This is a genomic window from Streptomyces sp. NPDC007907 (assembly GCF_042959365.1).
Lineage (GTDB): Bacteria > Actinomycetota > Actinomycetes > Streptomycetales > Streptomycetaceae > Streptomyces > Streptomyces indiaensis.
Map to the genome: position 1 here is coordinate 244924 of NZ_JBIBKR010000005.1, position 16756 is coordinate 261679.

Sequence of the window (16756 nt, forward strand, 5' to 3'; positions counted from 1 at the left end):
CGGATTCCGCCATCCTCCCCCATGCGGGGAGGGGGGTGGCAAGCCCCGACAGGGCCTGTCAGCCCAGGGCTGACACGATCCGGTCAACTGCAACCTCCGAGTACCCGGAACCGTCCTCCTGAGCAGCCGACGGAGGGGGCTGTGCACATGCAGGCTGCGGACAGAGGTCGTACCCGGTGGGGGATCGTCCTGCCGTTCCTGGCGCTGCCGGTGGTGGTGCTCGGCGTCCTGATCATCGGCCTGTTCCTGTGGGCCTGGTCGGACGACGGCACCGGCGACGACGGCCGGGCGGGGGCGGCGGCGACGGTCCCCTGCACCGAGGCCCTGGCCTTCGGCGCCGCCGAGCGTCCCGCGCACGCCCGCGCGCACGACTGCACCGTGCAGCGGGGCATCGACACCTCGTACTCGGCGGTGCTGCGGATGCCCCGCGAGGACGTGCGCGCCTGGCTGCGCGAGACGTACCCGGACGCTCCGGAGCCCCGCACGGGCGGCGGTGTCTGCGGGGCGCTCTGCCTCGACGTGACCCACGAGGACGGCCTCCCGGGAACGGCGGAGGCGCACGTGGTGCAGGTGAGGGTGGAGTACGAGAACGCCGAGACGGCGCGGGTGCGCTTCTCGGCGTTCACGATGTGACCGGGGACGGTCCTGCCGTGTGACCGGGGACGGTCCTACAGCGTCTTGCCCGTGGCCGGGCCCACCAGGAGCCCGTCCTCGAAGCGGTCCACCCGGACCGTGTCGCCGTCCTTGATCTCCCCGGAGAGGATCTCCTTGGCGAGCCGGTCGCCGATCGCCGACTGCACGAGCCGCCGCAGCGGACGCGCGCCGTACGCCGGGTCCAGGCCCTCCTCCGCGAGCCAGGCCAGGGCCTCGGGGGTGATGTCGAGGCTGAGCCGCCGCTCGGCGAGGCGCTTGGCCAGGCGGTCCAGCTGGAGTTTGGCGATGCGCTCCAGCTCGGGCTTGGTCAGCGCGGAGAAGACGACCAGGTCGTCCAGGCGGTTGAGGAACTCCGGCTTGAAGGAGCTGCGCACCACCTCCAGCACCTGCTCCTTCTTCTCCGCCTCGCTGGTCAGCGGGTCGACCAGGAACTGGCTGCCGAGGTTCGACGTCAGCACCAGGATGGTGTTGCGGAAGTCGACCGTGCGGCCCTGGCCGTCCGTCAGGCGCCCGTCGTCGAGCACCTGGAGCAGGATGTCGAAGACCTCCGGGTGCGCCTTCTCCACCTCGTCCAGCAGGACGACGGAGTACGGGCGGCGGCGTACGGCCTCGGTGAGCTGGCCGCCCTCCTCGTAGCCGACGTAACCGGGCGGGGCGCCGACCAGCCGGGCCACGCTGTGCTTCTCGCTGTACTCCGACATGTCGATGCGGACCATCGCCCGCTCGTCGTCGAAGAGGAAGTCGGCGAGCGCCTTGGCCAGCTCGGTCTTGCCCACGCCCGTGGGGCCCAGGAAGAGGAAGGAGCCGGTGGGCCGGTCGGGGTCGGCGATGCCGGCGCGGCTGCGGCGTACGGCGTCGGACACCGCGCGCACGGCCTCGGTCTGGCCGATGAGCCGCTTGCCCAGCTCGTCCTCCATGCGCAGCAGCTTCTGCGTCTCGCCCTCCATCAGCCGCCCGGCCGGGATGCCGGTCCAGGAGGCGACGACGTCGGCGATGTCGTCGGCGCCGACCTCCTCCTTGACCATGGTGTCCTTGGCGACCTCCTCCTCGGCCTCGGAGGCGGCCTCCAACTCCTTCTCCAGAGCCGGGATCTCGCCGTAGAGGAGCTTGGAGGCAGTGTCGAAGTCGCCGTCGCGCTGGGCGCGTTCGGCCTGACCGCGCACCTCGTCGAGGCGTTCCTTCAGCTCACCGACGCGGTTGAGGGACTGCTTCTCCTTCTCCCAGCGGGCGGTGAGGCCGCGCAGCTCCTCCTCCTTGTCGGCGAGGTCGCGGCGCAGCTTCTCCAGGCGCTCGCGGGAGGCGGCGTCGGTCTCCTTGCCGATCGCCAGCTCCTCCATCTTCAGCCGGTCCACGGCGCGCTGGAGTTCGTCGATCTCGACGGGCGAGGAGTCGATCTCCATGCGGAGCCGGGAGGCGGCCTCGTCGACGAGGTCGATGGCCTTGTCGGGCAGGAAGCGGGAGGTGATGTACCGGTCGGAGAGCGACGCGGCGGCGACCAGCGCGCTGTCGGCGATCTGGACCTTGTGGTGGGCCTCGTAACGGCCCTTGAGCCCGCGCAGGATGGCGATCGAATCCTCGACGGTCGGCTCGGCGACCAGCACCTGCTGGAAGCGCCGCTCCAGGGCGGGGTCCTTCTCGATCCGCTCGCGGTACTCGTCGAGGGTCGTGGCACCGACCATGCGCAGCTCGCCGCGGGCCAGCATGGGCTTCAGCATGTTTCCGGCGTCCATGGCGGAGTCGCCGCCCGCACCGGCCCCGACGACGGTGTGCAGCTCGTCGATGAAGGTGATGATCTGCCCGTCGGAGTCCTTGATCTCGGCGAGGACGGTCTTCAGCCGCTCCTCGAACTCACCCCGGTACTTCGCGCCCGCGACCATCGCGCCCAGATCGAGTGCGACGAGCCGCTTGTCCTTCAGCGACTCGGGCACGTCGCCCTTGACGATCCGCTGGGCGAGACCCTCGACGACGGCGGTCTTGCCGACGCCGGGCTCGCCGATGAGGACGGGGTTGTTCTTGGTCCGCCGGGACAGCACCTGTACGACCCGCCGGATCTCCTGGTCGCGGCCGATGACGGGGTCCAGCCTGCCCTCGCGCGCGGCGGCGGTGAAGTCGGTCCCGAACTTCTCCAGGGCCTTGTACTGGCCCTCGGGGTCGGCGGTGGTCACGCGGCGCTGTCCTCGTGTCTTCTGGAAGGCGGCCTGCAGCTTCTTGGCGTCGGCCCCCTGCTGGGACAGCACCTCGCCGGCCGCGCCGCCCTTCGCGGCCAGGGCGATGAGGAGGTGCTCGGTGGAGAGGTACTCGTCGCCCAGGTCCTTGGCGCGGGCCTGCGCGTCGGCGACGACGGCCAGCATCTCGCGGTTGGGCTGGGGCGGCGCGACGGTCGACCCGGTCACGCTCGGCAGCCCGGCGAGCACGCGCTCGGCTCCGGCGCGCACGGCGGCCTGGTCGGCGTCGACCGCGGCGAGCAGGTCGGTGATGTTCTCGTTGTCCTGTCCCTGGAGCAGCGCGAGCAGCAGGTGGGCAGGGGTGAGGTCGGGGTGTCCCTCGGTCACGGCCCGGTTGCTGGCAGCGTTGATCGCGTCCCGGCTCCGGTTGGTCAGCTCGGCGTCCACGTTCGCGTTCTCCTCCTTGCACTGACCCGAACGGCTTGCACAAAGTTGAGTCTAGTGCACTCAAGGACGGTTCGTGGAGGCTCGGGGGCTAAGTTCCGGGCATGGCGACCAAGTACTCCATGGACCCCGGCGCTCCGGACCCGTCATTTCTCGGCTTCTGGCGGGAGCGGCACCTGTGCACCCTGACGACTCCCCGCCCGGACGGCACTCCGCACCTGGTACCCGTCGGGGTCACATACGATCCCGAGGCCCGTCTGGCTCGGGTGATCACCAACCGGGGCAGCGCGAAGGTGCGGTACGTGCGGGCCGCCGGGGAGCAGGGGGCGGCCGTCGCCGTCTGCCAGCTGGAGGGGCGCCGCTGGGCGACGCTGGAGGGCCGGGCCTTCGTCCACGAGGAGCGGGAGCGGGTGGCCGAGGCGGAGCGGCGGTACGCGGAGCGCTACGGCAGGACCCCGTCGCCCAATCCCTCACGGGTGGTGATCGAGATCCATCTGACGCGGGCGATGGGGCGGGGTTGAGGGAAGTGAACATCCACACCGGTGATCGACCGGATCCAGCCACTGCGGGACTGCGTCGATACCCGAAATACCCCCCGAAAACTGCAGCGGCGTCACCGTGTTCAGGTCACGGTGACGCCGCTGCGGGGGGAAGCACCTGAGCGATCTTTTACGACGGGGGAATCGCGTCAGGCACTGCGGGGGGTGGCAGAGATGGTCCTCGGGGCAGGGGAGTCGGCCTCCACCTGCTGGTGGTCCCGTTGATCCAGGTTCACAAAGATCATTCCGTACCGTACGGCGCACCGTACAGGCTGCGGCGCCCCCCGAGGCCGCCGCAGACACCGGTAAGCCCGTACGTCCTCGTCGTCGTCCCGCGTGACGACCACCGGTTCGCCGAAGACCGTCACCATCAGCGAGTCACCACTGTGGGGGATGGCGGTGACCAGGTCGATGAAGTGCCAGCCGGAGCGGTAGGCGGTGGCCATTTCACGGCGGAAGGAGCGGTCGTCGGGTGGAGTGGTCACGGTCAGCTCCCCGCCCCGTCGACTCCGGGGCTCGGCCACTGGGTGTTGTCAGTAGCTGCTGCGACGCTCACAGCTGCTGCCGGCCACTGCGTGTTCGCCCGGGCCTCGCGCCCCTCATCGGAGAAGCCACTCAGTGCACCGAGGGCTACAACAGCGGAGAAGGCGGCGACAAGCACCGAGCGAAGCATTTTGTTACGCATAGTCGGCTTCGTCCTCACTTGAAGGTCCCCTTTTCCCCCGTCGAGTACGACGATGGCTCATTCGGGCACGTCATGGCCACACAATCGATGCATCATGTTCCTGCATGTTCAGGACCCTGGGGGGTGGAGATTTGGGCTCTAATCGGACCAAGGGTGCGCATACCCACCCGATTACCGAGCTGTGCGAGGCAGGAAGTCGCCTCTATACCACAGCTCTTCGGGCTGGACGGGTCGCGCGCACCGAAGCGGAGTCCGCTCCCTGCCTCATCGAACTCGCGTTGCTCCACCCCGATCCCGACGATCAGGACTGGTTGCGCCCCGTGCCGCCGGCGCTGGCACTGGCGCAGCATCTGCATCCCCTCGAGCGGGAGATAACCGAGCGCAGGCGCCTGTCCGTGCAACTCGCGGACACCTTCGAGCCGTTCCTGGCCATGGGCCTGCAATCGACGACCACCAGCGACTCCATCACCGTGCTGGAGGGCGGCGAGCGCATCAACGCCGCGCTCAACCTGGCCACCACGCAGTGCCGGACGGAGCTGCTCACGGTGCAGCCCAGTGACCGTGTCTCCGAACGGAGCCTGCTGCGAAGCCTGGAGCGGGACAAGCCCCTCATCGACCGCGGGGTCAAGGTCCGGAGCCTGTACCAGCACACCGCCCGTTACAACCCGGAGAAGCTGGCGTACGTCGCCCGCCTGTCCGAAGGAAAAGTCGAGTACCGCACCATCGACGAACTGGTCGAGCGCTTGATCATCTGCGACGAGACCGTAGCGTTCATCCCTGCGCGCGAAGACCAGCAGGTCGCCCTGGAGCTGCGTCATCCCGGACTCGTCCGCTACCTGATCAAGGTTTTCGAGTACCTGTGGGACCGCGCGGTCCCGATGAGCACCGGCGCGCCCTATGAGGTGGCGTCCGACGGCATCACCGAGATCCAGCACTCCATAGCCAAGCTCCTGGTGGAGGGCCACGTGGACGAGGCCATCGCCCGCCGCCTCGGCATGAACGTCCGCACCTGCCGGGCCCACATCGCCAAGCTGGCGTCGGCCCTGGGCAGCGGCAGCCGGGCACAACTGGGTTACCTCATCGCGCGGTCCGGGATGCTGAAACAGGACGACGGAACGGGAGGAAGTCCCGGGTGACGTCGGTGCCACACGCGGAGCACGGCACGGAGGAACCGTGCCCCGGCGGGGCCGCGCTGTACGAACGGGCCCTTGGCGAAGGGCACGTGAGCGCCGAAGCAGCCCATCCGCGCCGTGCCTGCTGGACTTCGGGCACGCCATGGCCGCCCTCCTCGTCGAAGGGCACACCGACGCCGTCCTCGCCGAGCGGCTGGGGCTGAACATCCGTACCGCGCGCGTGCACATCGCCAAGCTCGCCGCGACGCTGGGCAGTCAGCGCAGGGCGCAGCTCGGGTATCTCATCGGGCGGTCCGGGATCCTTGGTCGGGGACGCTGAGGGACGGGGTGGCCGCCGAGGGGGGCGGGCCGTCGAGGCCCGCCTGGGCGATGCGGACGCCCAACTGCGTACGGCTCGCCGCCCCCAGTGTCTCCGACAGGCGCGCGATGTGCGCCCGGCACGTCCGCACGCTTATGCCCAGCCGTTCCGCGATGACGGCGTCCTGATGCCCCTCCGCCAGCAGCGCCGCGATCGACTGCTCGCGGTGGGAGATGCCCTCGATGCCCGTCTCGGGGAGCGGGGCCGTGAGGGGGATGGCCAGGCGCCACAGCCGTTCGAAGACCGTGACGAGGTACTCGATCAGCGCCGGGTGCCGTAGCTCCAGGGCCATCGTGCGGTCGGTGTTGGCGGGGATGAACGCCACCGTCCGGTCGAAGAGGATCAGCCGGTCGATCACCTCGTCCAGCGTGCGCGCCTCCACCGCGTCGCCCATCAGCTCCAGATACGTCAGCAACCCCTGCCCGTGCCGGGCGACATGGGTGTACAGGTCCCGCATCCGCACCCCGCGGCCGCGCAGGGACATCGCCCGGTGCAGCCCCTCGGACAGTTCCGCCTCGCGGCGGATGCCGCCCGGCTGGACCGTGAGCACCTCGGCCGTGCACGCCTGGGTCGCCTCGTCCATCGCCGCCTGGATCCGGGCGAGTCCGTCCAGGACCCGGATGGCCGGGCCCTCCGCCGCCGACGCGGCCGACTCGGCCGGCCGCACCGGGCTGCCCAGTCCCGCGTACCACTCGACGGCCGCGACGGCCGAGCCCACCCGCCGCTGGCTCGCGCTGACCTCGTCGTGCATCGCGCGCAGCAGCCGGGTCATGACCTCCTGCGGGGAGGTCGGCACCAGCCAGTCCATGTCGTCGGGGTCGGGGTGCAGCAGGGCGAGTTCCAGCAGGCAGGGCACCGGCTCCGCGTCCCGGCGCGGCACCCGGCCGCGCCGTACGGCCCGGGAATACACGCGATCCCCGGCGTCGCACAGCCGGTCGGCACCGTGGGGATGCTCATCCGCCCCGTGCCCGGCCATCGCCCATCCCACCCCCGGTTCCGCCGTCTTCCGCAGCGCAACTATGCGCGGACCGGACGTGCTCCGCAACACGGCTCCCCGCGCGACGGCCCCCGGAAACCACCGGTACGCACCGGTGTCTCCGAACGCGGTCCGATCGAAGGCGGTCCTGGTCGCAGCCTGTTCGCAGGTCCGTTCCCAGGCCTGCTCGCCCGTCCCGCCGCGGCAGAGGCCGGGGGTGGTGAACCCGGCTCGGGAGGGGGCTACTTCAGGCCGATCGCCCGGCACGCCGCCTTGTACTCGGCCGTGCAGATGTCCGACAGCTTGTAGATGTCGTCCGCGACCACCGTGTCCTTGATGTTCTCCTTGGTGAGCGCGACCACGGGCACGAGCTGCGCCGGGATGCCCTTGTCGGTGGGGCTGTCGACCCTGTCGCGGGTGAGGGCGGCGAACTGGATGTCGCGGCCCTGCACCTTGGCGACCGCCATCTCCGCGGCGTTCTCCGCCTCCTGCGGGTACGACTTGTACACGCTCATGTACTGCTGACCGGCGATGATCCGCTGCACCGCGGGCAGCTCCGCGTCCTGGCCGGTGATCGGCGGCATCTCGGTCACACCCGCGGCCCGCAGCGCCTTGACGATGCCGCCGGCCATGCCGTCGTTGGCGGAGTACACCGCCGCGATGTTGCCCTTGCCGATCTTCTGGATCGCGCGTGCCATGTTGGCCTGGGCGTTCTCCGGCTTCCAGTCCTCGGTGTCGAAGGAGTCGGCGATCGTCACCTTGCCGTTCAGCTCGGACATCGCGCCCGCCTTGAACTGCTTGGCGTTGGGGTCCGTCGGCGAGCCGTTCATCATGACGATCTTGTCGGAGAGGCTCGCCTTCTCGCCGATGGCCTCCAGCAGGGTGCGGCCCTGGACCTCGCCGACCAGCTCGTTGTCGAAGGAGATGTACGCGTCGATCGGGCCCTCGGCCAGCCGGTCGTAGGCGATGACCGGGATGCCGGCCTCCTTGGCCTTCTTCACGCCGCTCGCGATGGCCTTGGCGTCGACCGCGTCCAGCAGGATCACGTCGACCCGGTCGTCGATCATCTGCTGCAGCTGGCTCGCCTGCTTGTCCGCGCTCGCCTCGGCGTTGGCGTACTCGACGCGGCCCTTGTCGTTGGTGAGCGACTCGACCTTGGTCTTGATGATCGGGTAGTCGAAGTTCTCGTACCGCGTGTTCGCCGTCTCGGGCAGCAGCAGCCCCACGGTGATGTCGTTGCCCTTGGCCGGGCTCGCGTCGTCACTGCTCCCCGTCGCGTTGAGCACGCCGCAGCCGGCGAGCGTGACGGACATCGTGGCCGCGGCCACGGATATGGAGATACGACGACGCATGGGGGAGCTCACTTCGCGTGTGATTCGGACGTGGGCACAGCTTTACGGCCCATGTGACTGAAAAGCCAACGCTGAGGCGCCCTCCAGGTCAAGCGGAACCACTTAACGAGATGACAACACCACGCTCCGCAGCGGTTGTGAAGACAGTGCGGAATGGCCTTCAAGTGCTCTGCACCGGTCAGTCATGGACAGGAGACCTGGCGAAATCGGGTCAAGGCACGCAAAAGAGGCCGGGAGTTGACTCCCGGCCTCTTTCACACACTGTCACGTTGGGCACATGGTTCAGTCGGACTGCTGCTGCCGCTTCGGCCGCCACACCACCAGCGCGCTGGTCTGCTGCACCTCCTGGTACGGCACCAGGTCACGGCGGTACGACGCGTGCACCGCCGCCTCGCGCTGCCGCATGGCCGCGGCCGCGCCGTCGAGCGCGTCCTGCATCTCGGCGACCCGGGCCTGGAGCGCGGCGACCTGGTTCTCCAGTTCGATGATGCGCTTGATTCCGGCCAGGTTGATGCCCTCGTCCTGCGACAACTGCTGCACCGTGCGGAGCAGTTCGATGTCGCGGGCCGAGTAGCGGCGGCCCCGGCCGGGGGTGCGGTCGGGGGAGACCAGGCCCAGGCGGTCGTACTGGCGCAGCGTCTGCGGGTGCAGGCCGGACAGCTGTGCCGCGACCGAGATGACGTAGACCGGGGTTTCCTCGGTCAGTTCGTACGGATTGCGCCGACGACCGTCCATCTGCCTCATGCTCCCTTCGCGGCCTGGAACAGATCCGCCCGCGGATCCTCACCCGCGGTCGCCTCGCGGTACGCCTCGAGTGCGTCACGAGCCTTCCCCGACAGGTCCTTCGGAACACTCACCTCGACGGTGACCAGGAGGTCGCCGCGGGTGCCGTCCTTGCGGACCGCGCCCTTGCCCCGGGCGCGCATGGTACGCCCGTTGGGTGTGCCCGGCGGCAGTTTCAGGGTGACGGGCGGGCCGCCCAGGGTGGGCACCCGCACCTCACCGCCGAGGGCCGCCTCGGCGAAGGTCACCGGGACGGTGACCGTGAGGTTGTCCTCCTTGCGGCCGAACACCGCGTGGGAGTCGACGTGCACGACCACGTAGAGGTCGCCCGCCGGCCCGCCGCGCTCGCCCGGTGCTCCCTTGCCGCGCAGCCGGATCCGCTGGCCGTCGTTGACGCCCGCGGGGATGCGCACCTGCATGGTCCGCGAGGACTTGGCCCGGCCGCTGCCCTTGCAGACCTCGCAGGCGTTCTCCGCGATCAGGCCGCGGCCCTTGCAGTCGGGGCAGGGGTCGGTCAGGGAGAACCCGCCGCCGCTGCCCCGGGCGACCTGCCCGGTGCCGACGCAGGTCGGGCACACGCGCGGCGTGCCGTTCTTGTCGCCGGTGCCCGAACAGGCCTTGCAGGGCGACTGCGAGGACATCCGCAGCGGGACGGTCGCGCCCTCGATCGCCTCGGTGAAGCTGAGCGTGACCTCGGACTCGATGTCCTGGCCGCGCCGGGGCTGCGTACGCGTCCCCGGGCCGCCCGCGCCACCGCGGTTGAACAGGCCCCCGAAAACGTCACCGAGCCCGCCGCCGAAGCCGCCGGCTCCCTGGCCGCCCTGGGCACCGCCTCCGAAGAGGTCGCCCAGGTCGAAGTTGAAGGAGCCGCCCGCGCCGCCCGGCCCCGGGCGGAAGCCGCCGTTGCCGAAGAGGGCACGCGCGTCGTCGTACTCCTTGCGCTTCTTGGGATCGCCGAGGACGTCGTTTGCCTCGGAGATCTCCTTGAAGCGCTCCTCCGCCTTGACGTTTCCCTTGTTGGCGTCCGGGTGGTTCTCGCGGGCGAGCTTCCGGTACGCCTTCTTGATCTCGGCCTCGGTGGCGTCCTTGGGGACGCCGAGGACCTTGTAGTAGTCCTTCTCGATGAAGTCCTTGGTGCTCATCCTCGACGCCCCTCCTTCCCTTCGTCTATGACGTCAGCCCTCGTCCGGGCCACCGCTCTCCTTGTCGTCGGCGTCGGCGGACTCGTCCGCCTTGACCGTCTGCGCCCCCGGCTGGGGTTCGGCCACCGCCACGCGGGCGGGGCGGATGGTGCGCTCGCCGATCCGGTACCCGGGCTGCAGAATCGCCACGCACGTCGTCTCGGTGACGTCGGGTGCGTAGCTGTGCATCAGGGCTTCGTGGATCGTCGGGTCGAAGGGCTCGCCCTCCTTGCCGAACTGCTGCAGGCCCATCTTCGCCGCGGTGCTCTCCAGCGACTCGGCGACGGACTTGAAGCCGCCGACCAGTTCGCCGTGTTCACGTGCGCGGCCGATGTCGTCGAGCACGGGCAGGAGCTCGGTCAGGAGGTTCGCGATGGCGATCTCCTTGACCGCGATCCGGTCGCGCTCGACCCGGCGGCGGTAGTTCTGGAACTCGGCCTGGAGGCGCTGGAGGTCCGCCGTGCGCTCGGTGAGCGCGGAGCGGGCCTGGTCCAGCTGGGCCACCAGAGCCACGTCCTGGCCCGTGTCCCCGGCCGGGGCCGCCCCCTCCTCCGCGGAGGGGGAGGCGGCCTTCGGCTCGGCGTCGTCGGAGGTGGCGCCGGAAGGGACGTCGGGCTGCTGCTCGTCGAAGCCCGGGGTCTCCTCCGTCACGCGGCACCGTCCTTCCGGTCCTCGTCGACGATCTCGGCGTCGACGACGTCGTCGTCGGCGGACTTGGCACCACCGGCCGCGCCCGCGTCACCGGCGGGACCACCGGCGGCCTGGGCCGCGCCCGCGTCCGCGTACATGGCCTGGCCGAGCTTCTGCGAGACGGCCGCGACCTTCTCGGTGGCGGTGCGGATCTCGGCGGAGTCCTCGCCCTTGAGCTTCTCCTTCAGCTCGGCGACGGCTTCCTCGACCTCGGTCTTGATCTCGCCAGGGACCTTGTCCTCGTTGTCCTTGAGGAACTTCTCGGTCTGGTAGACGAGCTGCTCACCCTGGTTGCGGGACTCGGCGGCCTCGCGGCGCTTGTGGTCCTCCTCCGCGTACTGCTCGGCCTCCTGGCGCATGCGGTCGACCTCGTCCTTCGGCAGCGAGGAGCCGCCGGTGACGGTCATCTTCTGCTCCTTGCCCGTGCCCAGGTCCTTCGCGGTCACGTGCATGATGCCGTTGGCGTCGATGTCGAAGGACACCTCGATCTGCGGGACGCCGCGGGGCGCCGGCGGCAGACCGGTCAGCTCGAACATCCCGAGCTTCTTGTTGTACGCCGCGATCTCGCGCTCGCCCTGGTAGACCTGGATCTGCACGGACGGCTGGTTGTCCTCGGCCGTGGTGAAGATCTCGGACCGCTTGGTCGGGATCGTGGTGTTGCGCTCGATGAGCTTGGTCATGATGCCGCCCTTGGTCTCGATGCCGAGGGACAGCGGGGTGACGTCGAGGAGCAGGACGTCCTTGACCTCACCCTTGAGGACACCGGCCTGCAGGGCGGCGCCGATGGCGACGACCTCGTCCGGGTTGACGCCCTTGTTGGCGTCCTTGCCGCCGGTCAGCTCCTTGACGAGCTCGGCGACGGCGGGCATACGGGTGGAGCCGCCGACCAGGACGACGTGGTCGATCTCGCTGATGGAGATGCCGGCGTCCTTGATGACGTTGTGGAACGGCGTCTTGCAGCGCTCCAGGAGGTCCGCGGTCAGCTGCTGGAACTGGGCGCGGGTGAGCTTCTCGTCGAGGTGCAGGGGACCCTCGGCGGAGGCGGTGATGTAGGGCAGGTTGATCGAGGTCTCGGTGGACGAGGACAGCTCGATCTTCGCCTTCTCGGCGGCCTCGCGCAGACGCTGCAGGGCCATCTTGTCCTTGCCCAGGTCCACGCCGTGGCCGGACTGGAACTGCTGGACCAGGTAGTCGACGATGCGCTGGTCCCAGTCGTCACCACCGAGGTGGTTGTCACCGTTGGTGGCCTTCACCTCGACGACACCGTCGCCGATCTCCAGCAGCGAGACGTCGAACGTACCGCCACCGAGGTCGAAGACCAGGATGGTCTGGTCGTCCTTGTCGAGGCCGTACGCCAGGGCGGCCGCGGTGGGCTCGTTGACGATGCGCAGCACGTTCAGACCGGCGATCTCGCCGGCCTCCTTCGTGGCCTGACGCTCGGAGTCGTTGAAGTACGCCGGAACGGTGATGACCGCGTCGGTCACCTTCTCGCCCAGGTAGGCCTCGGCGTCCCGCTTCAGCTTCTGGAGCACGAAGGCGCTGATCTGCTGCGGGTTGAAGGGCTTCCCGTCGAGCTCGATCTTCCAGTCGGTGCCCATGTGACGCTTCACGGAGCGGATGGTCCGGTCCACGTTCGTGACCGCCTGGCGCTTGGCCACCTCTCCGACGAGCACCTCACCGTTCTTGGCGAAGGCGACGACGGACGGCGTGGTCCTGGCGCCCTCGGCGTTGGTGATGACGGTGGGCTCGCCGCCCTCCAGAACGCTGACGACGGAGTTAGTCGTGCCCAGGTCGATGCCGACCGCACGTGCCATGGTTGATTCCTCCAGCTGACTTGAGTGGAACGGACTCAAGTGTGCACGACGGCTCCCCACCGGTCAACAGACCTGAGCCGGGCAGGCTCAACTCTTATCCGCTCCTTACACGCAATGGCGCGCTGACCTGCGCGGATACGCTGCGTCGAGGGCCGTATGCAGGAACACGGGAGAGTGCAAACACGGCCACGAGGACCCCTCCCGCCACCCACCACAGAGCGCCGGCCCCGATCCGGCCGGCATGCGCGAGTACCCCGACGAGCATCCCCGGCAACGCCCCGGCCCCCAGCAGCAGACACGCTCCGGGCGCGGTCACCCCGAGCCGCCGCAGCCGGTGCGCGAGATGGTCGGGCCCGCCGCGCGCGAGCCCCCGCCCGGCCGACTTCCGCGTCACGAGCACGAGGCCGGCGTCGGCGGCCACCACGGCGGTCAGCCCGAACAGGACCCCCGCGCTTTCCACCACCCCGAACCCGGCCCGGGCGTACACGGCCGCCACGGCGATCACGAACCCGGCGGCCATGGACCCGCAGCCGCCCAGCGCCGCGCGCGCGGGATGCCAGTTGTGCAGGAGGAGGCCGGTCAGCGCGGCGGCCAGCACGCTCACCAGCCCCGCGAAGGCGTCCATCGCCTCGACGGCCGCACAGGCCGCCACCCCGAAGGCGGTGACGACCCCGACCGTACCCGCCAGCCCGTCGGCGTGATCGAGCCCCCGGAACCCGGCCACCACCGCCACGACCCACCCGACGGCCAGCAGCCCGGTCCCGATCCCCGTCTCCCCGAACGGCACGACACACGCGGCCGCCACGCCCGTACCGGCGGCCAGCACCCTCCGCCGCAGCCGCCGGACGTCACCGGCGAGCCCGAGCAGGGCGACGGCACCCGCGGCGACGAGCACCCCGCGCGTCCCGTCGCCGGACGGCGCGAACCCCATCCACTCGCCGGCCCCCACGACCAGCCCGGTGACGAGCACGACGGCGACACCCCCGGACAGCGGCACGTCCCGCATCCGGCGCCGCTCGACCAGCCGCAACCGCAGAGCCGGGGGCCCGCAGGGCGGCCGCGAGCAGGACGGTGAGGAGAAGGGCGGTGGCGGCGGCGGTGATCCCGTAGAGCACGGATATAAGTTAGGCGGGACTATGACATTTCGGTACGAAGAACACGAGGGATGTGCGGCGGGATGTGCGTCGGGTTCGTGACCGGATCCATCCGCTCCTGAGGCAACCCTCAGCGATTCAGATCACTGCCCACCCGGCTACAGTGCGGCGGAAGATAGGGGTAGTCTCAGACGGACTGCATAAGTTACCGCTTAGTAATTTCGGGTAGGCCTGAAGAACGACAGGTCACCCCGACGAAACCCCTCGCAGGCCCGAGGAGCCCCCATGCAACTCGCCGCGATCGTCGTGTCGCTGGTACTGACCGTGATCGGCGTCGCGCTGCTCGCACGCGCGATCGGCCAGTTCGTCCGGTACTTCAAGCTGGGCCAGCCGGTCCCCGCCGGTACCCGGACCGACAACCCCTACCAGCGCAGCGTGACCCTGGTGAAGGAGTTCCTCGGCCATACGCGCATGAACCGGTGGGGCATCGTCGGTGTCGCCCACTGGTTCGTGGCGATCGGCTTCCTGACGCTGCCGCCGACCCTCGCCCAGGCCTTCGGCCAGCTGTTCAAGGCCGACTGGGTGCTGCCGGTCATCGGTGAGTTCCTGCCGTTCGAGCTGTACATCGAGTTCATCGGCGTGATGACGATCCTGGGCATCGCGGTGCTCATCGCGATCCGCCTGCTGAACCTGCCGAGCCGCCCGGGCCGCAAGTCCCGCTTCGCCGGTTCCAAGGCCGGCCAGGCGTACTTCGTCGAGTACGTCATCCTCACCATCGGCCTCGCGATCTACGTCCTGCGGGGTCTGGAGGGCGCGCTCCACCACGTCGACCACTACGAGGCGTCGTACTTCGCGTCGTACCCGCTGGTGCTCGCGTTCAAGGGACTGAGCGTCACGGCGCTGCAGAACCTCGTCTACTTCGTCGCGATGATCAAGATCGGCACGTCGTTCATCTGGATGATCGTGGTGTCGCTCAACACCAACATGGGTGTCGCCTGGCACCGCTTCCTCGCCTTCCCGAACATCTGGTTCAAGCGCGAGGCGAACGGCGGCACGGCACTGGGCGCGCTCCAGCCGATGACGTCGGGCGGCAAGCCGATCGACTTCACCGACCCGGGCGACGACGACGTCTTCGGTGTCTCCCAGGTCGAGCAGTACTCCTGGAAGGGCCTGCTGGACTTCTCCACGTGCACCGAGTGCGGCCGCTGCCAGTCGCAGTGCCCCGCCTGGAACACGGGCAAGCCCCTCTCCCCCAAGCTGCTGATCATGTCGCTGCGCGACCACGCGCACGCCAAGGCGCCGTACCTGCTGGCCGGCGGCGGCAAGACGATGGAGGGCGAGGAGAAGGCGTCCGAGGAGCAGCTCGCGTCGGTGCCCGCCGCGGCTCTCGCGGAGGCCGAGCGCCCGCTCGTCGGCACGGCCGAGGAGAACGGCGTCATCGACCCGGACGTCCTGTGGTCCTGCACCACCTGCGGCGCCTGTGTCGAGCAGTGCCCGGTGGACATCGAGCATGTCGACCACATCGTCGACATGCGCCGCTACCAGGTGATGATCGAGTCCGCGTTCCCGTCCGAGGCGGGCACGATGCTCAAGAACCTGGAGAAGAAGGGCAACCCCTGGGGCCTGGCGAAGAAGCAGCGCCTGGAGTGGCTCAAGGAGGTCGACTTCGAGGTCCCGGTCGTCGGCAAGGACATCGAGGACCTGTCCGAGGTCGAGTACCTCTACTGGGTGGGCTGCGCGGGCGCCCTGGAGGACCGCGCCAAGAAGACCACGAAGGCCTTCGCGGAACTGCTGCACATCGCGGGCGTCAAGTTCGCGATCATGGGCGGCGACGAGAAGTGCACCGGTGACTCCGCCCGGCGTCTCGGCAACGAGCCCCTGTTCCAGGAGCTCGGCATGGAGAACGTCATGGCGCTGAACATGGCGTTCGGCGAGGAGATGGACGACGAGGGCAAGGTGACGCCCGAGTCGGCGAAGCCGAAGTCCTCGAAGAAGATCGTCGCGACCTGCCCGCACTGCCTCAACACGCTCGGCAACGAGTACCCGCAGCTCGGCGGCGACTACGAGGTCATCCACCACACGCAGCTGCTCCAGCACCTCGTCGACGAGGGCAAGCTGATCCCGGTCACGCCGGTCGAGGGCATCATCACGTACCACGACCCGTGCTACCTGGGCCGCCACAACAAGATCTACACGCCGCCGCGCGAGATCATCGCTGCCGTCCCCGGAGTCCGCAACGAGGAGATGCACCGCCACAAGGAGCGCGGCTTCTGCTGCGGCGCCGGTGGTGCGCGGATGTGGATGGAGGAGCGGATCGGCAAGCGCATCAACAACGAGCGCGTCGACGAGGCCCTCTCCGTCAACCCCGACATCGTCTCGACGGCCTGCCCCTTCTGCCTCGTCATGCTGACCGACTCGGTCAACGGCAAGAAGAACGACGGCAAGGCGAAGGAGTCCATCCAGGTGGTGGACGTGGCCCAGCTGCTCCTGGACTCGGTGAAGACGCCGGTCCCGGCGGAGCACGAGACCGACGGGGCGAACGACGACGGCGAGCCGCCGGCCGGCACGTCGGACTCGGAGAACGCCCCGGAGCCGGAGCCGGTGAAGTAACCGGCCCCCGCTGTTCGTTCCGACGCCCCCGCCCGAGCCATCGGGCGGGGGCGTCGGCGTTCGGGCGCCCGCAGGCTCGCGCATCGGGGCGGGCGGCGACGAGGTAACGACGGCTTTCCTCGCCTGCACCCCATAAGGGAATTCACCGGACATCCAGGGAATGCGCCTCAGAGGCACCTACGAATAGAACTGGCGTCCATCCGCCCCAGCGGATCCGACGCCCTTGCACCCCAAACCCCGCGCCTGCCACCCTTACGCTTCATCTCAAGCTCTCCACC

General features: G+C 69.5%; 13 protein-coding genes and 1 pseudogene. 5 read left to right on the forward strand and 9 right to left on the reverse strand.

Going from position 1 to position 16756, the window contains the following annotated elements; translation table 11 throughout:
* Positions 1-147: 147 nt before the first annotated feature.
* Positions 148-633 (forward strand): hypothetical protein, encoded by a 486-nt coding sequence (locus ACFZDI_RS21770; RefSeq protein WP_391252538.1) that lies wholly within the window; start codon positions 148-150, stop codon positions 631-633.
* A gap of 35 nt (positions 634-668) precedes the next feature.
* On the opposite strand, the gene clpB is transcribed toward ACFZDI_RS21770, so the two are convergent.
* Positions 669-3266: an ATP-dependent chaperone ClpB gene (clpB, locus tag ACFZDI_RS21775; protein WP_391252540.1), complete on the reverse strand. Its 2598-nt coding sequence runs from the start codon at positions 3264-3266 to the stop codon at positions 669-671.
* Positions 3267-3367: 101 nt separating this feature from the next.
* Here clpB and ACFZDI_RS21780 point away from each other — a divergent pair, with 101 nt between their 5' ends.
* Complete coding sequence (locus ACFZDI_RS21780) at positions 3368-3784, forward strand: TIGR03618 family F420-dependent PPOX class oxidoreductase (protein WP_308287482.1); 417 nt, start codon at positions 3368-3370, stop codon at positions 3782-3784.
* Between the two features lie 167 nt (positions 3785-3951).
* Here ACFZDI_RS21780 and ACFZDI_RS21785 read toward each other — a convergent pair whose 3' ends face one another.
* Positions 3952-4287, reverse strand: a complete 336-nt coding sequence (locus tag ACFZDI_RS21785) for a hypothetical protein (RefSeq protein ID WP_030846386.1) — start codon at positions 4285-4287, stop codon at positions 3952-3954.
* Positions 4288-4591: 304 nt separating this feature from the next.
* On the opposite strand from ACFZDI_RS21785, the gene ACFZDI_RS21790 reads away from it, so the two are divergent.
* Both ACFZDI_RS21790 and ACFZDI_RS21795 read left to right on the forward strand, forming a co-directional pair.
* On the forward strand, positions 4592-5623 hold the full coding sequence (locus tag ACFZDI_RS21790; RefSeq protein ID WP_234848937.1) for a helix-turn-helix transcriptional regulator: 1032 nt from the start codon (positions 4592-4594) through the stop codon (positions 5621-5623).
* A 136-nt stretch (positions 5624-5759) separates the two neighbouring features.
* A pseudogene (locus ACFZDI_RS21795) lies at positions 5760-5939 on the forward strand (helix-turn-helix transcriptional regulator); the annotation flags it as partial.
* Here the strand turns inward: ACFZDI_RS21795 and ACFZDI_RS21800 are convergent.
* The 7 genes from ACFZDI_RS21800 to ACFZDI_RS21830 form a co-directional block, all read right to left on the reverse strand.
* On the reverse strand, positions 5902-6954 hold the full coding sequence (locus ACFZDI_RS21800; protein ID WP_234848935.1) for a helix-turn-helix transcriptional regulator: 1053 nt from the start codon (positions 6952-6954) through the stop codon (positions 5902-5904). The pseudogene ACFZDI_RS21795 and the gene ACFZDI_RS21800 sit on opposite strands and share 38 nt — an antisense overlap.
* A gap of 242 nt (positions 6955-7196) precedes the next feature.
* A complete protein-coding gene (locus ACFZDI_RS21805) occupies positions 7197-8306 on the reverse strand; it encodes a substrate-binding domain-containing protein (RefSeq protein ID WP_391252544.1) in 1110 nt (369 codons plus the stop codon).
* 282 nt (positions 8307-8588) lie between these two features.
* Positions 8589-9041 (reverse strand): heat shock protein transcriptional repressor HspR, encoded by a 453-nt coding sequence (locus ACFZDI_RS21810; protein WP_142166878.1) that lies wholly within the window; start codon positions 9039-9041, stop codon positions 8589-8591.
* A 5-nt stretch (positions 9042-9046) separates the two neighbouring features.
* Complete coding sequence (gene dnaJ, locus ACFZDI_RS21815) at positions 9047-10231, reverse strand: molecular chaperone DnaJ (protein ID WP_234848932.1); 1185 nt, start codon at positions 10229-10231, stop codon at positions 9047-9049.
* A 33-nt stretch (positions 10232-10264) separates the two neighbouring features.
* Entirely contained in the window at positions 10265-10921 is a 657-nt protein-coding gene (gene grpE, locus ACFZDI_RS21820; protein WP_234848931.1) for a nucleotide exchange factor GrpE, read from the reverse strand.
* The gene (gene dnaK, locus ACFZDI_RS21825) at positions 10918-12774 is read right to left on the reverse strand and encodes a molecular chaperone DnaK (RefSeq protein ID WP_234848930.1); all 1857 of its coding nucleotides are present in this window, start codon (positions 12772-12774) and stop codon (positions 10918-10920) included. Before dnaK ends, grpE begins: the two co-directional genes overlap by 4 nt.
* A gap of 94 nt (positions 12775-12868) precedes the next feature.
* The gene (locus ACFZDI_RS21830; protein ID WP_391252547.1) at positions 12869-13804 is read right to left on the reverse strand and encodes an undecaprenyl/decaprenyl-phosphate alpha-N-acetylglucosaminyl 1-phosphate transferase; all 936 of its coding nucleotides are present in this window, start codon (positions 13802-13804) and stop codon (positions 12869-12871) included.
* 349 nt (positions 13805-14153) lie between these two features.
* Between ACFZDI_RS21830 and ACFZDI_RS21835 the strand changes: the two genes are divergently transcribed.
* Entirely contained in the window at positions 14154-16478 is a 2325-nt protein-coding gene (locus tag ACFZDI_RS21835; RefSeq protein ID WP_391252549.1) for a heterodisulfide reductase-related iron-sulfur binding cluster, read from the forward strand.
* The last annotated feature ends 278 nt before the right edge of the window (positions 16479-16756 follow it).